We start from the raw sequence: 15,791 nt of genomic DNA, 5'->3' as shown, positions 1-15,791 counted from the left end.
TGAGGGTTTCAACAGCGCCTCTGATGTCTACGCCTCGCCCGCGCCGCTTCGCACTTTCACGGCCATCCCCGACTCGAAGTCGAGCATCGCCGACGCGGACAGTTCCGCGCGGCCGACGGCCAGCACTCCCCCGTCTTCGTGGACGACGGCCACCTCGTCGCCCTGTCGAATCTCCTCGCCGACTTCCTGGACGAATTTCGCGAACACGTTCTTGCCGTCGCGGACGAACGGCTCGCTCTCGTCGCCGACGACGACCCGACAGGCGGGTGCGTCGAGCGTCTCGATGAGGCGGCGGCCGCCCGCGACGCCGAGGCGGAACCGGCCGTCGACGCCGTAGGAGACGACTCGGTCGTCGCCGTCGTACACCTGTCGAGGGCGGCCGCTCTTGGTCCGCCGGAGTTCGAAGTCGCCCGTCTCGGGGAACAAGGCGTCGCCCGCGCCCGCGCCGAACTGGTAGTCGGCGACGACGCGCAAATCAGCTACGTCCGCAGCATCGCTCATACTCGCTTCTGAGCGGGGGACGGCGAAAACGCTTCGACTTCGGGGTCCGTGCTCGTCGGGTCGTCGCGCTCAGAGCAGGAACGTCTCCTGTCGCTCCGAGAGGTCCAAAAACGAGTCCGCCGCCTCGATGAGTTCCTCGGCGGTCGACTGCTTGAACGCCATCACTTCGGCGCGGACGCCCTCGTGACGCAGGTGCGAGCAGAGCCGGGAGAAGTCGCCGTCGCCGGTGCAGAGCACGATGGTGTCGACGTGGCTCGCCAGCGTCACGGCGTCTAAGCTCATCCCGACGTCCCAGTCGGCCTTCTTCGAGCCGTCGCCGAACGTCTTGATGTCCTTTATCTTCGTCTCGAAGCCGATGTCGACGAGCGCCTCGAAGAAGCGTTCCTCGTCGGGCGCGTCCGCGCGGATGACGTACGAGATGGCGCGGGTGAGTTCCCGGTCTTGAACGCTCTTTTCGAGGAGCGAGGAGTAGTCGATGTTTCGAGAGTAGAGACTCTGTGCCGTGTGGTAGAGGTTCTGCGCGTCGACCAAGACGGCGACGCGCTGGTTCGGGTGGATCTCGGTCATGATTCCATACTCGAAGTGACTCCGTTTAATGCCTTGTTTTCAGCCGAGAGTGATGCGACCCTCCCGGGAGCGCCCGCGGTCGGCAGCATTGGCGGACGACGTAAGCTATAAATCTCGTAGACTCCCTTGGTCGGAACGTGACTCACTCGGCCGTCGCGTTCGGGACACGCCCCGCGACAGCGACGCGGCCGACTTTTCTGAAAAAACGCGCGTACTGATCGCTCGCGGCGGGGGTGGCGACCCCGTCTCGGGCGAACTCCGACGCGCACCGATATCTCACCGTCTCTCTCGACCAACCACACAGCACCAATGACAACCACCCAGTTCCGCGGGGTGTACCCGGCGATGACGACGCCGTTCACCTCGGAAGGACGCATCGACTTCGAACAACTGCGGACCGACGCCCGACGCCTCGAAGCCGCCGGGGTCGCCGGCCTCGTCCCCGTCGGCTCGACGGGCGAGAGCGCGACGCTCAGCCACGACGAACACGTCGACGTGGTTGAAGCCGTCGTCGACGCCGTCGACGTTCCCGTTATCGCCGGGTCGGGGTCGAACTCCACCCGCGAAGCGCTCGAACTCTCCCGACGCTCGGCCGACGCCGGCGCGGACGCCCTCCTCCTCATCTCGCCGTACTACAACAAGCCCGAACCCGCCGGGATGGTCGACCACTACCGCACCATCGCCGACGAGGTGGACGTGCCGCAAATCGTCTACAACGTCCCCTCGCGAACCGGCCGGAACATGACCGTCGACACCGTCGCCGAACTCGCATCTCACGAGAACGTCGCGGGCTACAAGGCCGCCAGCGGCGACCTGAACCAGATTTCGGAAGTCGTCGAGCGCACCCAAGAGGAAGAATTCTCGGTGCTCTCGGGCGACGACGGCCTCACGTTACCCGTCCTCTCCGTGGGCGGCGCCGGAACCATCAGCGTCGTCGCCAACGTCGAACCCGAGCGGACGGTCGAACTCGTCTCGGCGGCGCTCGACGGCGACTACGCCCGCGCCCGCGGGATTCACCACGAACTCGGACCGCTCACCCGCCAGCTGTTCGTCGAGACGAACCCCATCCCGGTGAAGGAGGCGATGGCGATGCGCGGCTACGGTCCCGCCGACCTGCGCGCGCCGCTGACGCGGCTCTCCGAAGAGCACCGCCAGCGCCTGCGGGAACTGCTGGACGACCTCCAACCCGAAGCACGGGAAGCGGAGGCGACGAGCGGATGAGCGCGGGCGACGACGTACGGGGTCGGCCAATCAGAATCGCCATCACCGGCGCAACTGGTCGGATGGGCGGCGAACTTCGGGAACTGGCCGCCGACCGCGACGACCTCAACGTCGTCCTCGCAGTCGCCCGCAGCGGCCAGGGTGAAGAAATCGAAGACGCAGCCGACCTGCCGTCGCTGCTCGCGGAACGGGACCCCGACGTGCTCGTCGACTTCACCGGCCCGGAATCCAGCGTCGAGTACGCCGCCGCGTGCGTCGAAGCCGGGGTTCCCGTCGTCGTCGGCACGACCGGCTTCTCCGAGGAACAGCAGTCGGCGCTCGAAGACGCCGGCGAATCGATTCCGCTGCTGAAGGCGGCGAACTTCTCGCGCGGCATCGCCGGACTCCGACGCGCCGTCCGCGAGGCGGTGGCGGCGCTCCCGGACTACGACATCGAGGTGACCGAGACCCACCACAACGGGAAGCGCGACGCGCCCAGTGGAACGGCCAACACGATTCTCGACGACATCGAAGCCGAGCGCGAGACGACGGGGCGCGTTCACGGCCGCGAGGGCGACCAACCGAGAGAGGCCGGCGAAATCGGCGTCCACGCGCGCCGCGCCGGCGACGTGACCGGGGAGCACGAAGTCCTTCTCGCCGGCAACCACGAGGTGCTTTCGCTCACCCACCGCGCCGGCTCTCGCGGCGTCTTCGCCGCGGGAGCGCTCGACGCGGCGGTGTGGCTCGCCGGCCGCGAGGCCGGTCGGTACGACTTTTCCGACGTAATCGGAGGTTCTGACGAACGATGACGACACTCGAATCCGACATTGACGACCTGTGGCAGCGCTACGACGACGACGAGATAGACGCCGAGACGGCGGGCAGCGACGAGTTGGACGCGCTCGACGCGTTTCTCGACGCGCTCGAATCGGGCGAGGCGAGGGCGGCCGAGAAGACCGGCTCGTCGCTCGACTCGTGGGAGGCCAACGAGTGGGTCAAGCGGGGCATCCTGCTCAACTTCGGCCTGCGCGCGACCCAACCGCGAGAGTACGGCGGCGTGACGTACCACGACGTGTTGCCGCTGCGCGAGACCGACGATTTGGCCGAGCGAGGCACGCGGAACACACCCGACGGCACCGTCCTGCGTCGGGGGGCGCACCTCGGCGACGACTGCATCGTCATGAGCCCCGCGTTCCTCAACATCGGCGCGCACGTCGGCGACGGCACGCTCGTCGACTCCTGCGACACCGTCGGCTCGTGCGCCCAAATCGGCGCGAACGTCAAGTTGGGCGCGAACACGCTCATCGGCGGCGTGCTCGAACCCGTCGAGGATGCGCCGGTCGTCGTCGAGGACGGCGTCTCGCTCGGCGCCGGCTGCCGAGTCACCTCCGGTTTCGTCGTCGGCGAGGACAGTATCGTCGGCGAGAACACCCTGTTGACGCCGCGGATTCCCGTCTACGACCTCGTGGAGGAGGAGGTCGTCTACGGCCACCTGCCGCCGGAGCGCCGCGCGTTCACGCGCTTCGTCGAATCCTCGCTCGGCGACCACGACCTCTTTGCGGGCGGCGCGTTCAAGCCCGCCGTCGTCGCGCTCGACGTCGAAGACGACACCCTCGACGCGACCCGTCGGGAGGAGGCGCTCCGGGAATGAGCGAGTCAGCCGACGGGGTATCGCGCGACGACCGACCCAATCCCGCGGTCCGACGACTCGCCGACTGGGACGCCGCACGACTCGAAGTCCTCGCCGACGAGTACGGCACGCCGCTGTACGTCACCGACCTCGATAGAGTGAGGGAGAACTGCGCTCGCCTGCGCGACGCGTTCCCCGACGCGGAGGTTCGCTACGCGGTCAAGGCGCACACCGGCCGGGCGGTGCTCGAAACCGTTCGCGACGCCGGCCTCCCCGCCGAGTGCGCGTCGGCGGGCGAGGTCCACCGGGCGCTCGGCGCGGGCTTCTCGGGCGACGAGATTCAGTACACCGCCGTTCACCCGCCCGCCGAGGACCTCGACTACGTCGTCGACGCGTGGCGTGAACACCCCGGCCTCACCGTCACGGTCGGCGCGGCCGATACCGCGGAACGACTCGCAGAGCGAGGGTTCGACGGCCGCCTCTGCGTCCGCGTCAACCCGGGCGTCGGCGCGGGCCACCACGAGAAGGTCAGAACCGGCGCGAACGCGAAGTTCGGCGTCCCGTACGACCGCGCCGCCGACCTCGTCGAGTCCGCGAGCGAGGCGTTCGACCTCGTCGGCGTCCACGCCCACGCTGGAAGCGGCATCTCCGGCGACGACCTCGAAAACCACCGCGAACTCGTGCGCCGGATGGGCGACCTCGCCCGCGACGTTTCGGCCACGGGCGTCGACCTCGAATTCGTCGACGTGGGCGGCGGCTTCGGCGTCCCCTACGGAGAAGACGAACCGGTGCTCGACCTGCCCGCCGTCGCCGAGGCGACGCGCGAGGCCATCGGGGATATCGACGCGACGCTCGCGGTCGAACCCGGTCGCTACGTCGTCGCCGACGCGGGCGTGCTCCTCACGCGGGTCAACACCGTCAAGGAGACGCCCGAGACGGTCGTCACCGGCGTCGACGCCGGGATGACGACGCTGCTTCGGCCCGCGCTGTACGACGCGTACCACGCGATTCGGAATCTCGACGGTGAGGGGAGAGAGACTGTCGGCGCGACCGTCGTCGGCCCCATCTGCGAGAGTTCGGACGTGTTCTGCGAGAACCGCCCCCTGCCGCGCCCCGAACGGGGCGACCTGCTCGCCGTCGGCAACGCGGGGGCGTACGGCTACGAGATGGCGAGCACCTACAACTCCCGGCCGCGACCCGCCGAGGTCGCACTCGGAGGCGAAGCTGACGACGAGAGCGGAGAAAACGCCGCGTTGGTCCGGCGGCGCGAGACCCTGACGGACCTCACGGAGGTAGAATCACGATGAGCCCAGCACTCGACCACACCGTATCGTTCGAAAAGTACCACGGGACCGGCAACGACTTCGTCGTCGTCGACGCGACCGACTCGGTTCCGTACCGCGGTCGGTTCGCCGAGGCGCACTGCGACCGCGACACCGGCGTCGTCGACGAGAGCGGCGTCCACGACCGACGCGGCGCGGACGGCGTCCTCTTCTTGGCGCTCGAAGACCGGTTCCATCCGCCCAGAATCGTGATGACGCTCGTCCAGCCCGATGGCTCCGTCGCCGCGATGTGCGGCAACGGCGCGCGCTGTGCGGCGGCGTGGGCGGCCGCCCGCACCGACGCCTCGGAGTTCATGATCGACACCCAGTCGGGCACCAAGCGCGCCGTCGTCCGCGACGGCCCGGGCGACGACTCGGCCGACATCACCGTCGAGATGGGACGCCCGACGTTCGACCCGCGGGACGTGCCGCTGGCGGCCGACCGCGACGGCGAACTCGTCGCCGAGGAGGTCGAGGGTCTCGAAGTCACGGCGGTGAACACCGGCGTTCCGCACGCCGTCGCGTTCGTCGAGGACGTGGCTGACGTGGACCTCGAAGCCGTCGCGCCCGCGGTCCGTCACGCCGACGCCTTCCCCGAGGGCGCGAACGTGACGCTGGCCTCCCGCGACGAGGACGGCGGTTTCAGCCAGCGCACCTTCGAACGGGGCGTCGAGGGCGAGACGCGCTCCTGCGGGACGGGTGCGGTCGCCGTCGTCGCTGCCGCGAAGCGTCTCGGTCTCGTCGAGGGCGACGACCCGATTCGCGTCTCGCCGCCGAGCGGCGACCTCGAAATCACGGTGCCCGACCGCGGCGGCGCGACGCTCCGCGGTCCCGTCGAGGCGGAGTACGAGGGCCGACTCGCCGCGCTTCCGGAGCGGTGAGCGGCGCCGATTCGGAGAGTCGGGCGTTCGACCCGGTCGACTTCCTCGACCGGGCGGTCCGCACCGACTCTCACGAAGACGTAACGGCGATGCGCGAGTTGCTCGTCGAGACCATCGAGGCGCAGGGTGTCGACGCGACGGTCGACGACGCCGGGAACACGCTCGCCTCGCGCGGCGAGGGCGCGCCACACGTCGTCCTGAACACGCACATCGACACCGTCTCCCCACACGTCGAGTACGAACGCGAGGGAACGGGCGACGCCGAGGTGATTCGCGGCCGCGGGTCGTGCGACGCGAAAGGCCCGCTCGCGGCGTTGCTCGCGGGGTTCTTCGCCGCCGACGTCGGCACTGGTGGCGAGGGCGGCGACGGAGGTGACAACAGCGACAACAGCGACAACGGCGACGGAGGCAACGGAGGGAAACTGACGCTCGCGGTCACGCCCGACGAGGAGACGCTGTCGAAGGGCGCGCACGCGCTCGACCTCGACGGCGACCTGTACATCGTCGGCGAACCGACCGGCTTGGACGTGTGTACGGCCGCGAAAGGTCGGTTCGAGGGCGCGGTTCACCTCTCGGGCGAGAACGCCCACGCCGCCGAATCAGCGTCGGGGGTCAACGCCGTCGCCGCCGCGGAGGGGGCGCTCGAAGCGATTCGAACGTACGACGACGTCGTCGACGCGTCGCCGCCGACGCACGACCAACTCGGCGCGCCGTCGCTGACGCCGACGGTCATCTCCGGCGGCGAGGCGACGAACCAGGTTCCCGCCGACTGTTCGATTACCGTCGACCGCCGCAGCGTCCCCCCGGAGACGGCCGACGAGTTCCGGGAGGCGCTCGAAGCGCACGTCGGGTCGCACACTCCCGACGACGTCGGCGTCGCGTTCGCGCTCGCCGACCGCGAGACGCCGTTTCTGGAGGCGTTCTCGACCGACCCCGGCCACGAACTCGTGGCGACGCTCGCCGACGCGTCGAGCGGCGAGATTCGTCCGTTCACCGCCGCGACGGAGGCGTCGTACTTCTCGCCCGCGCCGACGGTCGTCTTCGGACCGGGCGTGCTGGCCGACGACGAGGGACCGGTGGCGCACGCCAACCGGGAGTACGTTCGAGTCAGCGAGGTTCGGGCGGCCGCAGACGCCGTGACCGAGGCGCTGCGGTCGCTAGTGGGCGAGAACAGGTAGTGAGCGTTCGAGGCGGGTGCTACTCACTCCTCGGTCACCGGTTCGAGGTTCGTCGACCCGCACTCCGGACACTGCTCGTGATGCGTGTGAAACCGCGCGTCGCACTCCCGACACCGGTACGCTGCGTTTTCGTCGGCCGTCGTCTGCACAGTCCGTTTGAACTGCTCGACCTGTCGCCCTAACTCGTTGAAAATGCCCATGGGTTCTCTCCGCAGAGGCGGCCGGGACGGATAAGCGTTTGTTGGACTGCTAATCGGGGCACTCGGACGGACATCGGGAGTCGGTTCGAACGAAGTTGCCGGACCAACCCGTCCATCGCGCCGAGCAGAACGTCGCGTTTATCGGTCAATCGCCGTCGGTTCCGCTGGTCTCCGACGCGGACGTTTTTGCCTGACTGGACTGTACCCGGTACTATGTCGGACCAATACAGTCAGCACGGTCGGCCGCTCCACGCGTGCCAGGAGTGTTCGGTCGTGTACGCACGGTATCAGGCTCCCGAAGAGTGTCGGGTCTGTGGTAACGACTCGTTTGTGGAGGTACAAGTCAAAGGGTACAGCTCTTAGCGCCATCGACCTACGAGCGAACTGGACGCCTCAGTGGTCGAAAAATCGGCATCTGTGCCGAGTGGGTCTGCCGCCTCAGCCGAGGAAGATGTCGACGAGGTCGCCGCTCGACTGGCCTTTGTACAGCTCCGAATAACCGCAGTTCGTACAGGAGACGACCGTGAACTGCCGGTTCTGTACGTCGAAGAACTTCGAGAACCCGCTGCCGGTCGTCGAGATCGAGTCCGTGGTCGCTTCGTCGTGGCCGCATTTCTCGCAGCCGTTGTGGGTCTGTGCGCTGGATGGGCTGTGGTCGGAGACCATATCTGCCGTCTCTCGTGACAGGATAAATATCTTCTCGGCGGTGTGAGGGACGCGCCGACCGACGCTCCGCGCTCAGTTTTCGCCGTTCCGGTCGAGTTCGCTCACGAGTTCGTCGGCGACACCCGTGTACCCGGCGGGCGAGAGCGAGCGTAGCTCCTCGCGAACCTCGGGAGAGACGTCGAGGTCGTCGAACAGCGCGCGGAACTCCTCGATGGTCACGTCGCGGCCGCGGGTGAGTTCCTTGACGCGCTCGTACGCCTCGGTGTCGCCCTCACGCCGCAGGATGGTTTGGACTGCCTCGCCGATAATTTCGGGCGTCACCTCCAGTTCCTCGCGCATCACGCGCTCGTTCGGGACGACCTTTTCCAACCCCGCGGCGGTCTTTCCGTACCCGATGAGACAGTGCGCGAACGCCGCGCCGATGTTCCGTTTGACCGTCGAATCCGAGAGGTCGCGCTGGAGGCGCGACGTCGTGACGTAGTCGGCGAGGAACGTCAGATCGGAGTTGGCTTTCGAGAGGTTACCCTCGCTGTTCTCGAAGTCGATTGGGTTCACCTTGTGCGGCATCGTCGACGACCCCGTCTCGCCCTCGACGGTTCGCTGGCCGAGGTAGCGGTCCGAGACGTAGAGCCAGATATCGCGGTCCAAATCGAGGAGGACGTTGTTCGCACCGCGGAGCGCGTCGAAGAGCGCGGAGAGGTCGTCGCAGGGGTTGACCTGCGTCGTCAGCGCGGTGTGTCGGAGTCCGAGCGACTCGACGAACGACTCGGAGAACGCTTGCCAGTCCACGTCCGGGTAGGCGGCGACGTGGGCGGCGTAGGTGCCCGATGCTCCCGCTAGTTTCCCCGAGAGCGCCTCGCTCGCCTCCCGAATCCGGCCCATCTGCCGGCCGAGGCGGGCGGCGACGACGGCCATCTCCTTGCCGAACGTCGTCGGCGTCGCGGGTTGTCCGTGCGTCCGCGCGAGCATCGGCGTCGCGCGGTGCTCTCGCGCCAGCGACGCGAGTTCGTCGCGCACGTCGGCCAGCGCCGGAAGCAACACGTCCTCGACGGCGGGTTCGACGAGCAAGCGCTGCGCGAGGTTGTTCACGTCCTCGCTCGTGAGGCCGAAGTGAATCCACGGGTGGAGTCGTTCGGCGTCGTCGACGGTCGCCGATTCGCCGAGACGAACCCGCAGGAAGTACTCCACGGCCTTCACGTCGTGGTTCGTCGCCGAGTACTCCTCGGTGCCCTCGGTTTCGAGGCGCTTGACGAGGCGCGCGTCGTCGCCGTCGAACGACTCGTAGCAGTCGCGGACTGCGGCGCGTTCCTCCTCGCCGAGCGTCAGCGGCGTCGCCTCGAGGTCGGCGAGCGCGACGAGATACTCGGCTTCGACGCGGACGCGAGCGCGCATCAGCGCCGACTCGCTGGCGTAGGGGACCAGCGGCGTCGTTCGGCGCGCGTACCGCCCGTCGACCGGCGAGACGGCCGACAGCGGGTCGTTCCGGGAGAGGTCTGTCATGCTCGGGTGTGCCCGCGGACGCGGCAAAAGCGTGTCGATGGGTGTAACCCACTTCTGTGCATACAGTGTCGGTTCGATGGCTCGAACGACGGCAATATGATGCACGTATTTGGATATACGGGCTCAACAGACCGCAACTGTTTTTCCCACGGCGGTGGGCGTCTCTCGTATGCTACGGATTGCGGGTCTGGCGAGCAACCGCGGACGGAACCTCCGACACATCGCCGACGCAGCGCCCGGCGGGGCCGGGTTGAGCGTCGTGCTGTCGAACCACGACGACGCGCCCGTTCTCGACGCGGCCGCCGAACGCGGCGTCCCGACCGAGAGCGTCGAACGCGAGGAGGGTGAATCCCGCGAGTCCCACGAGCGACGCGTCCTCGACGCGCTCGACGGCTACCAGTTCGACCTCGTCTGCCTCGACGGCTACATGCGCGTGCTCACGAACGAGTTCCTCGACGCCGCGCCGACGACGCTGAACGTCCATCCCTCCCTGCTCCCCGTGTTCCCCGGTAACGACGCCCACGAGCAGGTTCTGGAGTCTGGTGTCCGAACGACCGGCTGTACGGTCCACGTCGTCACCGAGGAGGTCGACGCCGGTCCGATCGTCACCCAGGAGGCCGTCCCCGTCTTCGAGGACGACGACGAGGCGTCGCTGAAAGAGCGCGTCCTCTACGACGCCGAGTTCGCCGCCTATCCCCGGGCAGTCCGCTTGTTCGCCGAGGACCGCGTGACCGTCGATTCCGAGTCGGGTCGCGTCTCCGTTGAGGGCGACGAGGGCGGCGACCTCCCTTCGCGCCGAGTCGTCTCCGAGCGCCGCGGCGACACACTGCGTTACGGCGAGAATCCGCACCAGGACGCCGCCGTCTACGTCGACGACGCCTGCGAGGAGGCGAACGTCGTGAGCGCCCCGCAGTTGAACGAGGGCGCGAAGGCGCTGTCGTACAACAACTACAACGACGCCGACGGCGCGCTCGACCTCGTCAAGGAGTTCGAGGAACCCGCCGCGGCGGTCATCAAGCACACCAACCCCGCGGGCTGTGCGACCGCCGAGACGCTCTCGGAGGCGTACGAGCGCGCGCTCTCGACGGACCCGATGAGCGCCTTCGGGGGCATCGTCGCGCTCAACCGCGAGTGCGACGCCGAGACGGCCGAACTCGTCGTCGACTCGTTCAAGGAGGTCGTCGTCGCGCCGGGCTACACCGACGACGCGCTCTCGGTGCTGACCGAGAAGAAGAACCTCCGCGTACTCGATGTCGGCGAACTCGGCGACATCTCCGAACGCTTCACGGAGAAACCCATCGTCGGCGGGCGACTCGTCCAGGAACGCGACCTGTGGAGTCCGACCGTCGACGACCTCGAAGTCGTCACCGAGCGCGAACCGACCGACGAACAACTTGAGACGATGCTGTTCGCGTGGAAGGTGCTGAAGCACGTCAAGTCGAACGGCATCCTCTTCGCCGACGGGACGGAGACAGTCGGCGTCGGGATGGGGCAGGTGAGTCGCGTCGACGCCGTCCGACTGGCGGCGATGAAGGCCGACGAGCACGCGGAGGGCAAATCCGCCGAGGGCGCGGTGATGGCGTCGGACGCGTTCTTCCCGTTCCCCGACGGCATCGAGGAAGCGGCGAAAGCCGGTATCGACGCCGTCATCCAGCCCGGCGGCTCGGTCAACGACGACGACGTCGTCGCGGCCGCCGACGAGCACGACATGGTGATGGTGTTCACCGGTCGGCGGTGTTTCCGTCACGATTAGTGACGGAAACTCGTGACGAGCGAAGCGAAACAACGGCGTTTCCGGCACGACTGAAAGGAGCGCCGGAAGTTCGAGAGGCGAGCGTAGGCGACGCCGAACGTCCACTCACCGAGAGATTCGCGTGAGTAGATTTATCACGGTGTCGTGAGACACACTACCATGCACGTTGCGTTTCTGGTCGTCGGTGCGGCGTTTCTCGTTATCGGGACGTACATGGGCGTCAGTGGAGACACCGGTTCGACGCCCGTGTGGCTCGCGCTCGGCGTCGTCTTTCTGACGCTCGGCGTGGTGCTGGACACCGACCGAAACGCGCGTCGAGAAGCTGAACGACTCCGCCCCGAGTGACGACCGGGGTGGAGTCGTGGGAACGACGGTCAGTTGTCGTCGTTTCGGAGGCTATCGTTCGGGAAGCACTCGCCGAGCGAGTGCAGCAGATCTATCGTCTGTTTCTTGGTCTCGGCGTCGATGTCGAGCGTCTCCACGTCGTTGAGCGCCTGACGGAGCAGGGGAAGGCTCAGTCGCTGGTCGAGGTGGACGACCGGTAGGTAGAGGTCCTCGAACGACTCCGGCGGGATGCCCGAAGTCGACAGCAGGAAGTAATCGTCGAGATCCGCGAGGTCGTCGGTCGCGAAGTCGTCCTCCGAGAGCGACCGGTTCGGCGCGTCCTGCGTCGCACCGCGAATCGTCGGTTCGTGCAGCGTGTACTCTGTCACACCGAAATACACCGCAGCCAGAATGATAGTCGTTGGGGCAGGTTCGGTCGAGAACGGCGGGTTGACACCTCTACGTCTCGTCGTCCGACTGCGTATCCGAATCAGCCTCCGTATCCCGAGACTCGTCGACTTCGTCTTCGTCGACGTCTTCGTGTCTGTCGACGTCCTCGCGCTCGTCCGCCTCCGTCTCCGCCGGGTCGGCGGCGTCTGCGTCCGTCGTCGACTCGTCGTCCGCCGACTCGACGTCCACTAACTCGCTGTCCGCCGATTCGCTGTCCGCCGATTCGCTGTCCGCCGATTCGCCGTCCGCCGATTCGCCGTCCGTCGTCTCGGCGAGGCTCTCGGCGTCGCCGCCGAACTTCGACTTGAACGTCTTTCTGGCGACGTAGACGCCACCGACGGCGGCCCCTCCGGCGACGACCGCACCCGGAACGCCGTACTTTTTGTAGCCGTACTTCGCCGCCTTTCGACCGACAGTAACGGTTCCGAGCATCTCGTCTGTACGATGTCGGTCCAGCAACAACCGATGTAGGCTTGTTCCTTCAGGCCGTTTTTATCCGACCGGTCCTCCTCGCCGACCGGCGAGTCCACCCAGTAGTCCGATAGGCCTAAGCGGAGTCGCAGACTCACCCGTTGCATGAACTACTCCGAGGCGGCGAACTTTCTCTTCGACCTCCGCCGCTTTCAGGTGAAACCGGGGACCGAGTCGGTTCGCGCGCTGCTGGCTCACCTCGGGGACCCCCACGAGCACGTCCGGTTCGTTCAGGTCGCGGGGTCGAACGGAAAGGGCAGCACCGCGCGGATGGTCGAGTCGACACTCCGCGAAGCCGGGTGCAACGTCGGTCTCTACACCTCACCGCACTTCGACAGCCTCCGCGAACGCGTCCGCGTCGACGGGCGGAAGATGCCCGAATCCGCGCTCTGTGCGTTCGTCGAGGAGGCCAAGCCGTACCTCGTCGACCGCGCGGCAGCGGGCGAACCGCTCACCTTCTTCGAGGCGGTGACGGCGCTCGGCCTCTGGTACTTCGGCCGCAGCGACGTCGACGTCGCCGTGCTCGAAGTGGGGATGGGCGGCGAACTCGACGCGACGAGCGTCGTCGACCCCGTCGCCAGCGCCGTCACGAACGTCACGCTCGAACACACGGCCGTGCTCGGCGACACTATCGAGGAGATCGCGACGACGAAAGCCCACGTCGCCCCCGCCGACCGACCGCTCGTCACCGCCGCGACGGGCGAAGCGCTGGACGCCGTCCGCGCGCAGGCCGGCGAGGTCGTCACCGTCGCGGATGCGAACGACGCCGACGCCCCCGAGAACCCCGACTTCCGCGTGAGCTACGAGGGCCGCGTCAACCACACCGAGTCTGTCGTCGCCGTCTCGGCGGAATCGGAGTCGGTCTCGGACGCGCTCGCAGTCGAGGCCCGCTTGCCGATGCTCGGCGCGTATCAGGCGAAGAACGCGGGCGTCGCCGTCGCGCTCGCCCGACAGGTCGCCGACGAGGTCGGCGTCGAGCTCGATACCGACACCATCGCCCGCGGCCTCCGAAACGCCCACTGGCCGGGCCGGTTCGAGGTGATGCAGCGAGAGCCGATGGTCGTCCTCGACGGCGCGCACAACCCGGGCGCGTTCGAGGTTCTCGCGGCCGTGCTCTCGGAGTTCGACTACGACGACCTCCACCTGGTGTTCGGCGCGATGCACGACAAGGACCACCGCGAGATGGCTGCCGCCCTGCCGACGCCCGACTCCGTGACGACGTGTCGACCGAACCTCAGCCGAGCGGAGGACCCCGAGATTCTCGCACGCGTTTTCGAGCGGGCGGGCGTCGAAACCGTCGACAGCGTCGACTCGGTCTCCGACGCGCTGTCGAGCGCCCTCGACCGGGCCGACCCCGACGACTGCGTGCTCCTCACCGGTTCGCTGTTCTGCGTCGCCGAGGCGCGGCGGCGGTGGACGCGACTGGGGATACCCAAGGAGGTCACCTCTCGGGCCGAGGCGCGGACGACGCTGGAGCGAGCGGGCGCGACGCCCGAGGCGGTCGACGCCGCCGGCGACGATATCGCCCACCGCGTCGTGAAGACCCAGGTCGAGAGCCGACAGGCGCAGGCGCTCGAAATCGAAATGGCGCGTCTCGACGGACAGTGCGTCGTCGCCGGCCTCGACAGCGACGGCGAGCTCCACGACGTCGTCCTCTCGGGGACGCTCGCGCAGTTCGGGCGACTGCTCGACGCGCTCGACGGTCACCCGTACGGTCTCTCGGAAGTCGGCGCCGACCTCCGCGAACGTCTCGAACTCGACGAGGGCGGAGTGGCCGACGAATCGGCCTACCCGTGGGACGAGGGCGCGTCGGTGATGGGCATCCTGAACGTGACGCCGGATTCGTTCCACGACGGCGGCGAGTTCTTCGACGCCGACGACGCAATCGACAGAGCGCGGGCGATGGTCGACGCCGGCGCGGAGATTATCGACGTCGGCGGCGAGAGCACCCGCCCCGGCGCGGACCCCGTCTCGATAGAAGACGAAATCGAGCGCGTCGTCCCGGTCATCGAGGCCATCTCCGAACTCGACGTGGCCATCTCCGTCGACACGCGACGAGCCGAAGTCGGCCGCGCGGCGCTCGACGCGGGCGCGGACGTACTCAACGACGTGACCGGCCTCGAAGACCCGGAGATGCGATTTCTCGCCGCCGAGCGCGAGGTCCCGGTAATCGTCATGCACAGCATCGACGCGCCGGTCGTGCCGGGCAAGGAGATCGATTACGACGACGTGGTCGAAGACGTCATCGAGGAACTGAACGAGCGCATCCTCTTGGCCGAGAAAGCGGGCATCCCGCGAGAGCGCGTCATCGTCGACCCCGGCCTCGGCTTCGGGAAGTCGAAGCCCGAGAACTTCGAACTCCTCTCGCGACTCTCCGAGTTCGAGGCGCTGGGCTGTCCGATTCTCGTCGGCCACTCGCACAAGTCGATGTTCGAACTCGTCGGGCAGAAAGCCGGAAATAACCTCGAAGCGACCATCGCCGGGACCGCGCTGGCCGTCGACCGCGGCGCAGATATCGTCCGCGTCCACGACGTGCCCGAGAACGTCGCGGCCGTGCGGGTCGCGGAGGCGACGCTGGACCCGAGTCGGTTCGAGTAGGGCGGGGTTCCGACGGCGCGCGGCGGGAGCGCCCTGTGTGGCGCGACCAACGCGCGAGGGAGTCGGGCGCGTTCATGCGCCCGACGAGGCTGGGGAGGGCCGAGGCGGGCGGTTGCGGTGCGGTCTCTCGGTGCGCCCGGCGACTGTGCGTCGGCCGAGTCCGCTCGTCCGAGTCTCAGTAGCTGCTCTCATCCGGACCCCATGAACACTTATTCCACTCCGTTGAGTCGATAGCGTATGACCGACGCGGTCGGAAAACTCAAATCCCGTCTGCTCTCGTCGAACTGGCAGTCGTGGAATCATCCGCTCCGGGCACAGCTACTCGTGCCGATTCTCATCGTCGCTGGCGGGATAACGAGCATCCTCCTGCAGACGGAACTGGAGCACCTCGGATACGACGCGTTGCCCGGCGGAATCACGACTGCCGTGTTCTGCCTGGGCGCGCTCTCGCTCGGACTCGCCGTGCTCGCGCTCGTCGACTAGCGCCACGTCCCGACACGCCGTCCTCGAACCACGGCACGGTCCCGAAACCGACAAGCACCCACCGCCG

17 protein-coding genes are annotated in these 15,791 nt (G+C 67.8%); 10 read left to right on the top strand and 7 right to left on the bottom strand.

Going from position 1 to position 15,791, the window contains the following annotated elements; all coding sequences use genetic code 11:
* Window positions 1-27: 27 nt before the first annotated feature.
* The gene (locus DV709_RS03950) at window positions 28-501 is read right to left on the bottom strand and encodes a PUA domain-containing protein (protein WP_117591935.1); all 474 of its coding nucleotides are present in this window, start codon (window positions 499-501) and stop codon (window positions 28-30) included.
* A gap of 69 nt (window positions 502-570) precedes the next feature.
* The gene (locus DV709_RS03945; protein WP_117591934.1) at window positions 571-1,068 is read right to left on the bottom strand and encodes a LabA-like NYN domain-containing protein; all 498 of its coding nucleotides are present in this window, start codon (window positions 1,066-1,068) and stop codon (window positions 571-573) included.
* A gap of 309 nt (window positions 1,069-1,377) precedes the next feature.
* Here DV709_RS03945 and dapA point away from each other — a divergent pair, with 309 nt between their 5' ends.
* The 6 genes from dapA to DV709_RS03915 are packed head-to-tail and all read left to right on the top strand — an operon-like array spanning window position 1,378 to window position 7,279.
* On the top strand, window positions 1,378-2,289 hold the full coding sequence (dapA, locus tag DV709_RS03940) for a 4-hydroxy-tetrahydrodipicolinate synthase (protein WP_117591932.1): 912 nt from the start codon (window positions 1,378-1,380) through the stop codon (window positions 2,287-2,289).
* On the top strand, window positions 2,286-3,077 hold the full coding sequence (gene dapB, locus DV709_RS03935; RefSeq protein ID WP_117591930.1) for a 4-hydroxy-tetrahydrodipicolinate reductase: 792 nt from the start codon (window positions 2,286-2,288) through the stop codon (window positions 3,075-3,077). Before dapA ends, dapB begins: the two co-directional genes overlap by 4 nt.
* Window positions 3,074-3,919: a 2,3,4,5-tetrahydropyridine-2,6-dicarboxylate N-succinyltransferase gene (locus DV709_RS03930; RefSeq protein ID WP_117591929.1), complete on the top strand. Its 846-nt coding sequence runs from the start codon at window positions 3,074-3,076 to the stop codon at window positions 3,917-3,919. The genes dapB and DV709_RS03930 overlap by 4 nt, the downstream gene beginning before the upstream one ends.
* Complete coding sequence (gene lysA / locus DV709_RS03925; protein ID WP_117591927.1) at window positions 3,916-5,205, top strand: diaminopimelate decarboxylase; 1,290 nt, start codon at window positions 3,916-3,918, stop codon at window positions 5,203-5,205. Before DV709_RS03930 ends, lysA begins: the two co-directional genes overlap by 4 nt.
* Complete coding sequence (dapF, locus tag DV709_RS03920) at window positions 5,202-6,101, top strand: diaminopimelate epimerase (protein WP_117591926.1); 900 nt, start codon at window positions 5,202-5,204, stop codon at window positions 6,099-6,101. Before lysA ends, dapF begins: the two co-directional genes overlap by 4 nt.
* Window positions 6,098-7,279, top strand: a complete 1,182-nt coding sequence (locus DV709_RS03915) for a M20 family metallopeptidase (protein WP_232819690.1) — start codon at window positions 6,098-6,100, stop codon at window positions 7,277-7,279. The genes dapF and DV709_RS03915 overlap by 4 nt, the downstream gene beginning before the upstream one ends.
* Window positions 7,280-7,302: 23 nt before the next feature.
* On the opposite strand, the gene DV709_RS17965 is transcribed toward DV709_RS03915, so the two are convergent.
* The 3 genes from DV709_RS17965 to purB all read right to left on the bottom strand — a co-directional run bounded on the left by DV709_RS17965 (window position 7,303) and on the right by purB (window position 9,645).
* Window positions 7,303-7,479: a hypothetical protein gene (locus DV709_RS17965; protein ID WP_198665643.1), complete on the bottom strand. Its 177-nt coding sequence runs from the start codon at window positions 7,477-7,479 to the stop codon at window positions 7,303-7,305.
* Window positions 7,480-7,917: 438 nt separating this feature from the next.
* Window positions 7,918-8,145 carry a zinc ribbon domain-containing protein gene (locus DV709_RS03910; RefSeq protein WP_117591925.1) on the bottom strand — a complete coding sequence of 76 codons (228 nt, stop codon included), beginning with the start codon at window positions 8,143-8,145 and terminating at the stop codon, window positions 7,918-7,920.
* 72 nt (window positions 8,146-8,217) lie between these two features.
* Window positions 8,218-9,645: an adenylosuccinate lyase gene (gene purB, locus DV709_RS03905; RefSeq protein ID WP_117591923.1), complete on the bottom strand. Its 1,428-nt coding sequence runs from the start codon at window positions 9,643-9,645 to the stop codon at window positions 8,218-8,220.
* 169 nt (window positions 9,646-9,814) lie between these two features.
* On the opposite strand from purB, the gene purH reads away from it, so the two are divergent.
* Window positions 9,815-11,398, top strand: a complete 1,584-nt coding sequence (purH, locus tag DV709_RS03900) for a bifunctional phosphoribosylaminoimidazolecarboxamide formyltransferase/IMP cyclohydrolase (RefSeq protein WP_117591921.1) — start codon at window positions 9,815-9,817, stop codon at window positions 11,396-11,398.
* Between the two features lie 159 nt (window positions 11,399-11,557).
* Window positions 11,558-11,743, top strand: coding sequence for a hypothetical protein (locus DV709_RS03895; RefSeq protein ID WP_117591920.1), 186 nt, complete (start codon window positions 11,558-11,560; stop codon window positions 11,741-11,743).
* Window positions 11,744-11,772: 29 nt separating this feature from the next.
* Here the strand turns inward: DV709_RS03895 and DV709_RS03890 are convergent, their stop codons facing one another.
* Window positions 11,773-12,111: a hypothetical protein gene (locus tag DV709_RS03890; protein ID WP_232819689.1), complete on the bottom strand. Its 339-nt coding sequence runs from the start codon at window positions 12,109-12,111 to the stop codon at window positions 11,773-11,775.
* A gap of 70 nt (window positions 12,112-12,181) precedes the next feature.
* Entirely contained in the window at window positions 12,182-12,604 is a 423-nt protein-coding gene (locus DV709_RS17960; RefSeq protein WP_198665642.1) for a hypothetical protein, read from the bottom strand.
* A 144-nt stretch (window positions 12,605-12,748) separates the two neighbouring features.
* Here DV709_RS17960 and folP point away from each other — a divergent pair, with 144 nt between their 5' ends.
* Window positions 12,749-15,241 (top strand): dihydropteroate synthase, encoded by a 2,493-nt coding sequence (gene folP / locus DV709_RS03875; protein WP_117591915.1) that lies wholly within the window; start codon window positions 12,749-12,751, stop codon window positions 15,239-15,241.
* A 237-nt stretch (window positions 15,242-15,478) separates the two neighbouring features.
* Window positions 15,479-15,724, top strand: coding sequence for a hypothetical protein (locus DV709_RS03870; protein WP_117591914.1), 246 nt, complete (start codon window positions 15,479-15,481; stop codon window positions 15,722-15,724).
* Window positions 15,725-15,791 lie beyond the last annotated feature (67 nt).

This window comes from Haloprofundus halophilus (genome assembly GCF_003439925.1).
Taxonomy (GTDB): Archaea; Halobacteriota; Halobacteria; order Halobacteriales; family Haloferacaceae; genus Haloprofundus; species Haloprofundus halophilus.
Note: the sequence above shows the minus strand (reverse complement) of the source record. Positions and strands in the feature narration are given on the sequence as shown.

Excerpts from the sequence above, each read along its gene's own strand:
- folP (WP_117591915.1), top strand. The coding sequence starts at position 12,749 with ATGAACTACTCCGAGGCGGCGAACTTTCTCTTCGACCTCCGCCGCTTT.
- purB (WP_117591923.1), bottom strand. The coding sequence starts at position 9,645 with ATGACAGACCTCTCCCGGAACGACCCGCTGTCGGCCGTCTCGCCGGTC.
- DV709_RS03945 (WP_117591934.1), bottom strand. The coding sequence starts at position 1,068 with ATGACCGAGATCCACCCGAACCAGCGCGTCGCCGTCTTGGTCGACGCG.
- dapA (WP_117591932.1), top strand. The coding sequence starts at position 1,378 with ATGACAACCACCCAGTTCCGCGGGGTGTACCCGGCGATGACGACGCCG.
- DV709_RS03950 (WP_117591935.1), bottom strand. The coding sequence starts at position 501 with ATGAGCGATGCTGCGGACGTAGCTGATTTGCGCGTCGTCGCCGACTAC.
- dapB (WP_117591930.1), top strand. The coding sequence starts at position 2,286 with ATGAGCGCGGGCGACGACGTACGGGGTCGGCCAATCAGAATCGCCATC.
- DV709_RS03930 (WP_117591929.1), top strand. The coding sequence starts at position 3,074 with ATGACGACACTCGAATCCGACATTGACGACCTGTGGCAGCGCTACGAC.
- dapF (WP_117591926.1), top strand. The coding sequence starts at position 5,202 with ATGAGCCCAGCACTCGACCACACCGTATCGTTCGAAAAGTACCACGGG.
- DV709_RS03870 (WP_117591914.1), top strand. The coding sequence starts at position 15,479 with ATGACCGACGCGGTCGGAAAACTCAAATCCCGTCTGCTCTCGTCGAAC.
- DV709_RS03910 (WP_117591925.1), bottom strand. The coding sequence starts at position 8,145 with ATGGTCTCCGACCACAGCCCATCCAGCGCACAGACCCACAACGGCTGC.
- lysA (WP_117591927.1), top strand. The coding sequence starts at position 3,916 with ATGAGCGAGTCAGCCGACGGGGTATCGCGCGACGACCGACCCAATCCC.
- DV709_RS17965 (WP_198665643.1), bottom strand. The coding sequence starts at position 7,479 with ATGGGCATTTTCAACGAGTTAGGGCGACAGGTCGAGCAGTTCAAACGG.
- DV709_RS17960 (WP_198665642.1), bottom strand. The coding sequence starts at position 12,604 with ATGCTCGGAACCGTTACTGTCGGTCGAAAGGCGGCGAAGTACGGCTAC.
- purH (WP_117591921.1), top strand. The coding sequence starts at position 9,815 with ATGCTACGGATTGCGGGTCTGGCGAGCAACCGCGGACGGAACCTCCGA.
- DV709_RS03895 (WP_117591920.1), top strand. The coding sequence starts at position 11,558 with ATGCACGTTGCGTTTCTGGTCGTCGGTGCGGCGTTTCTCGTTATCGGG.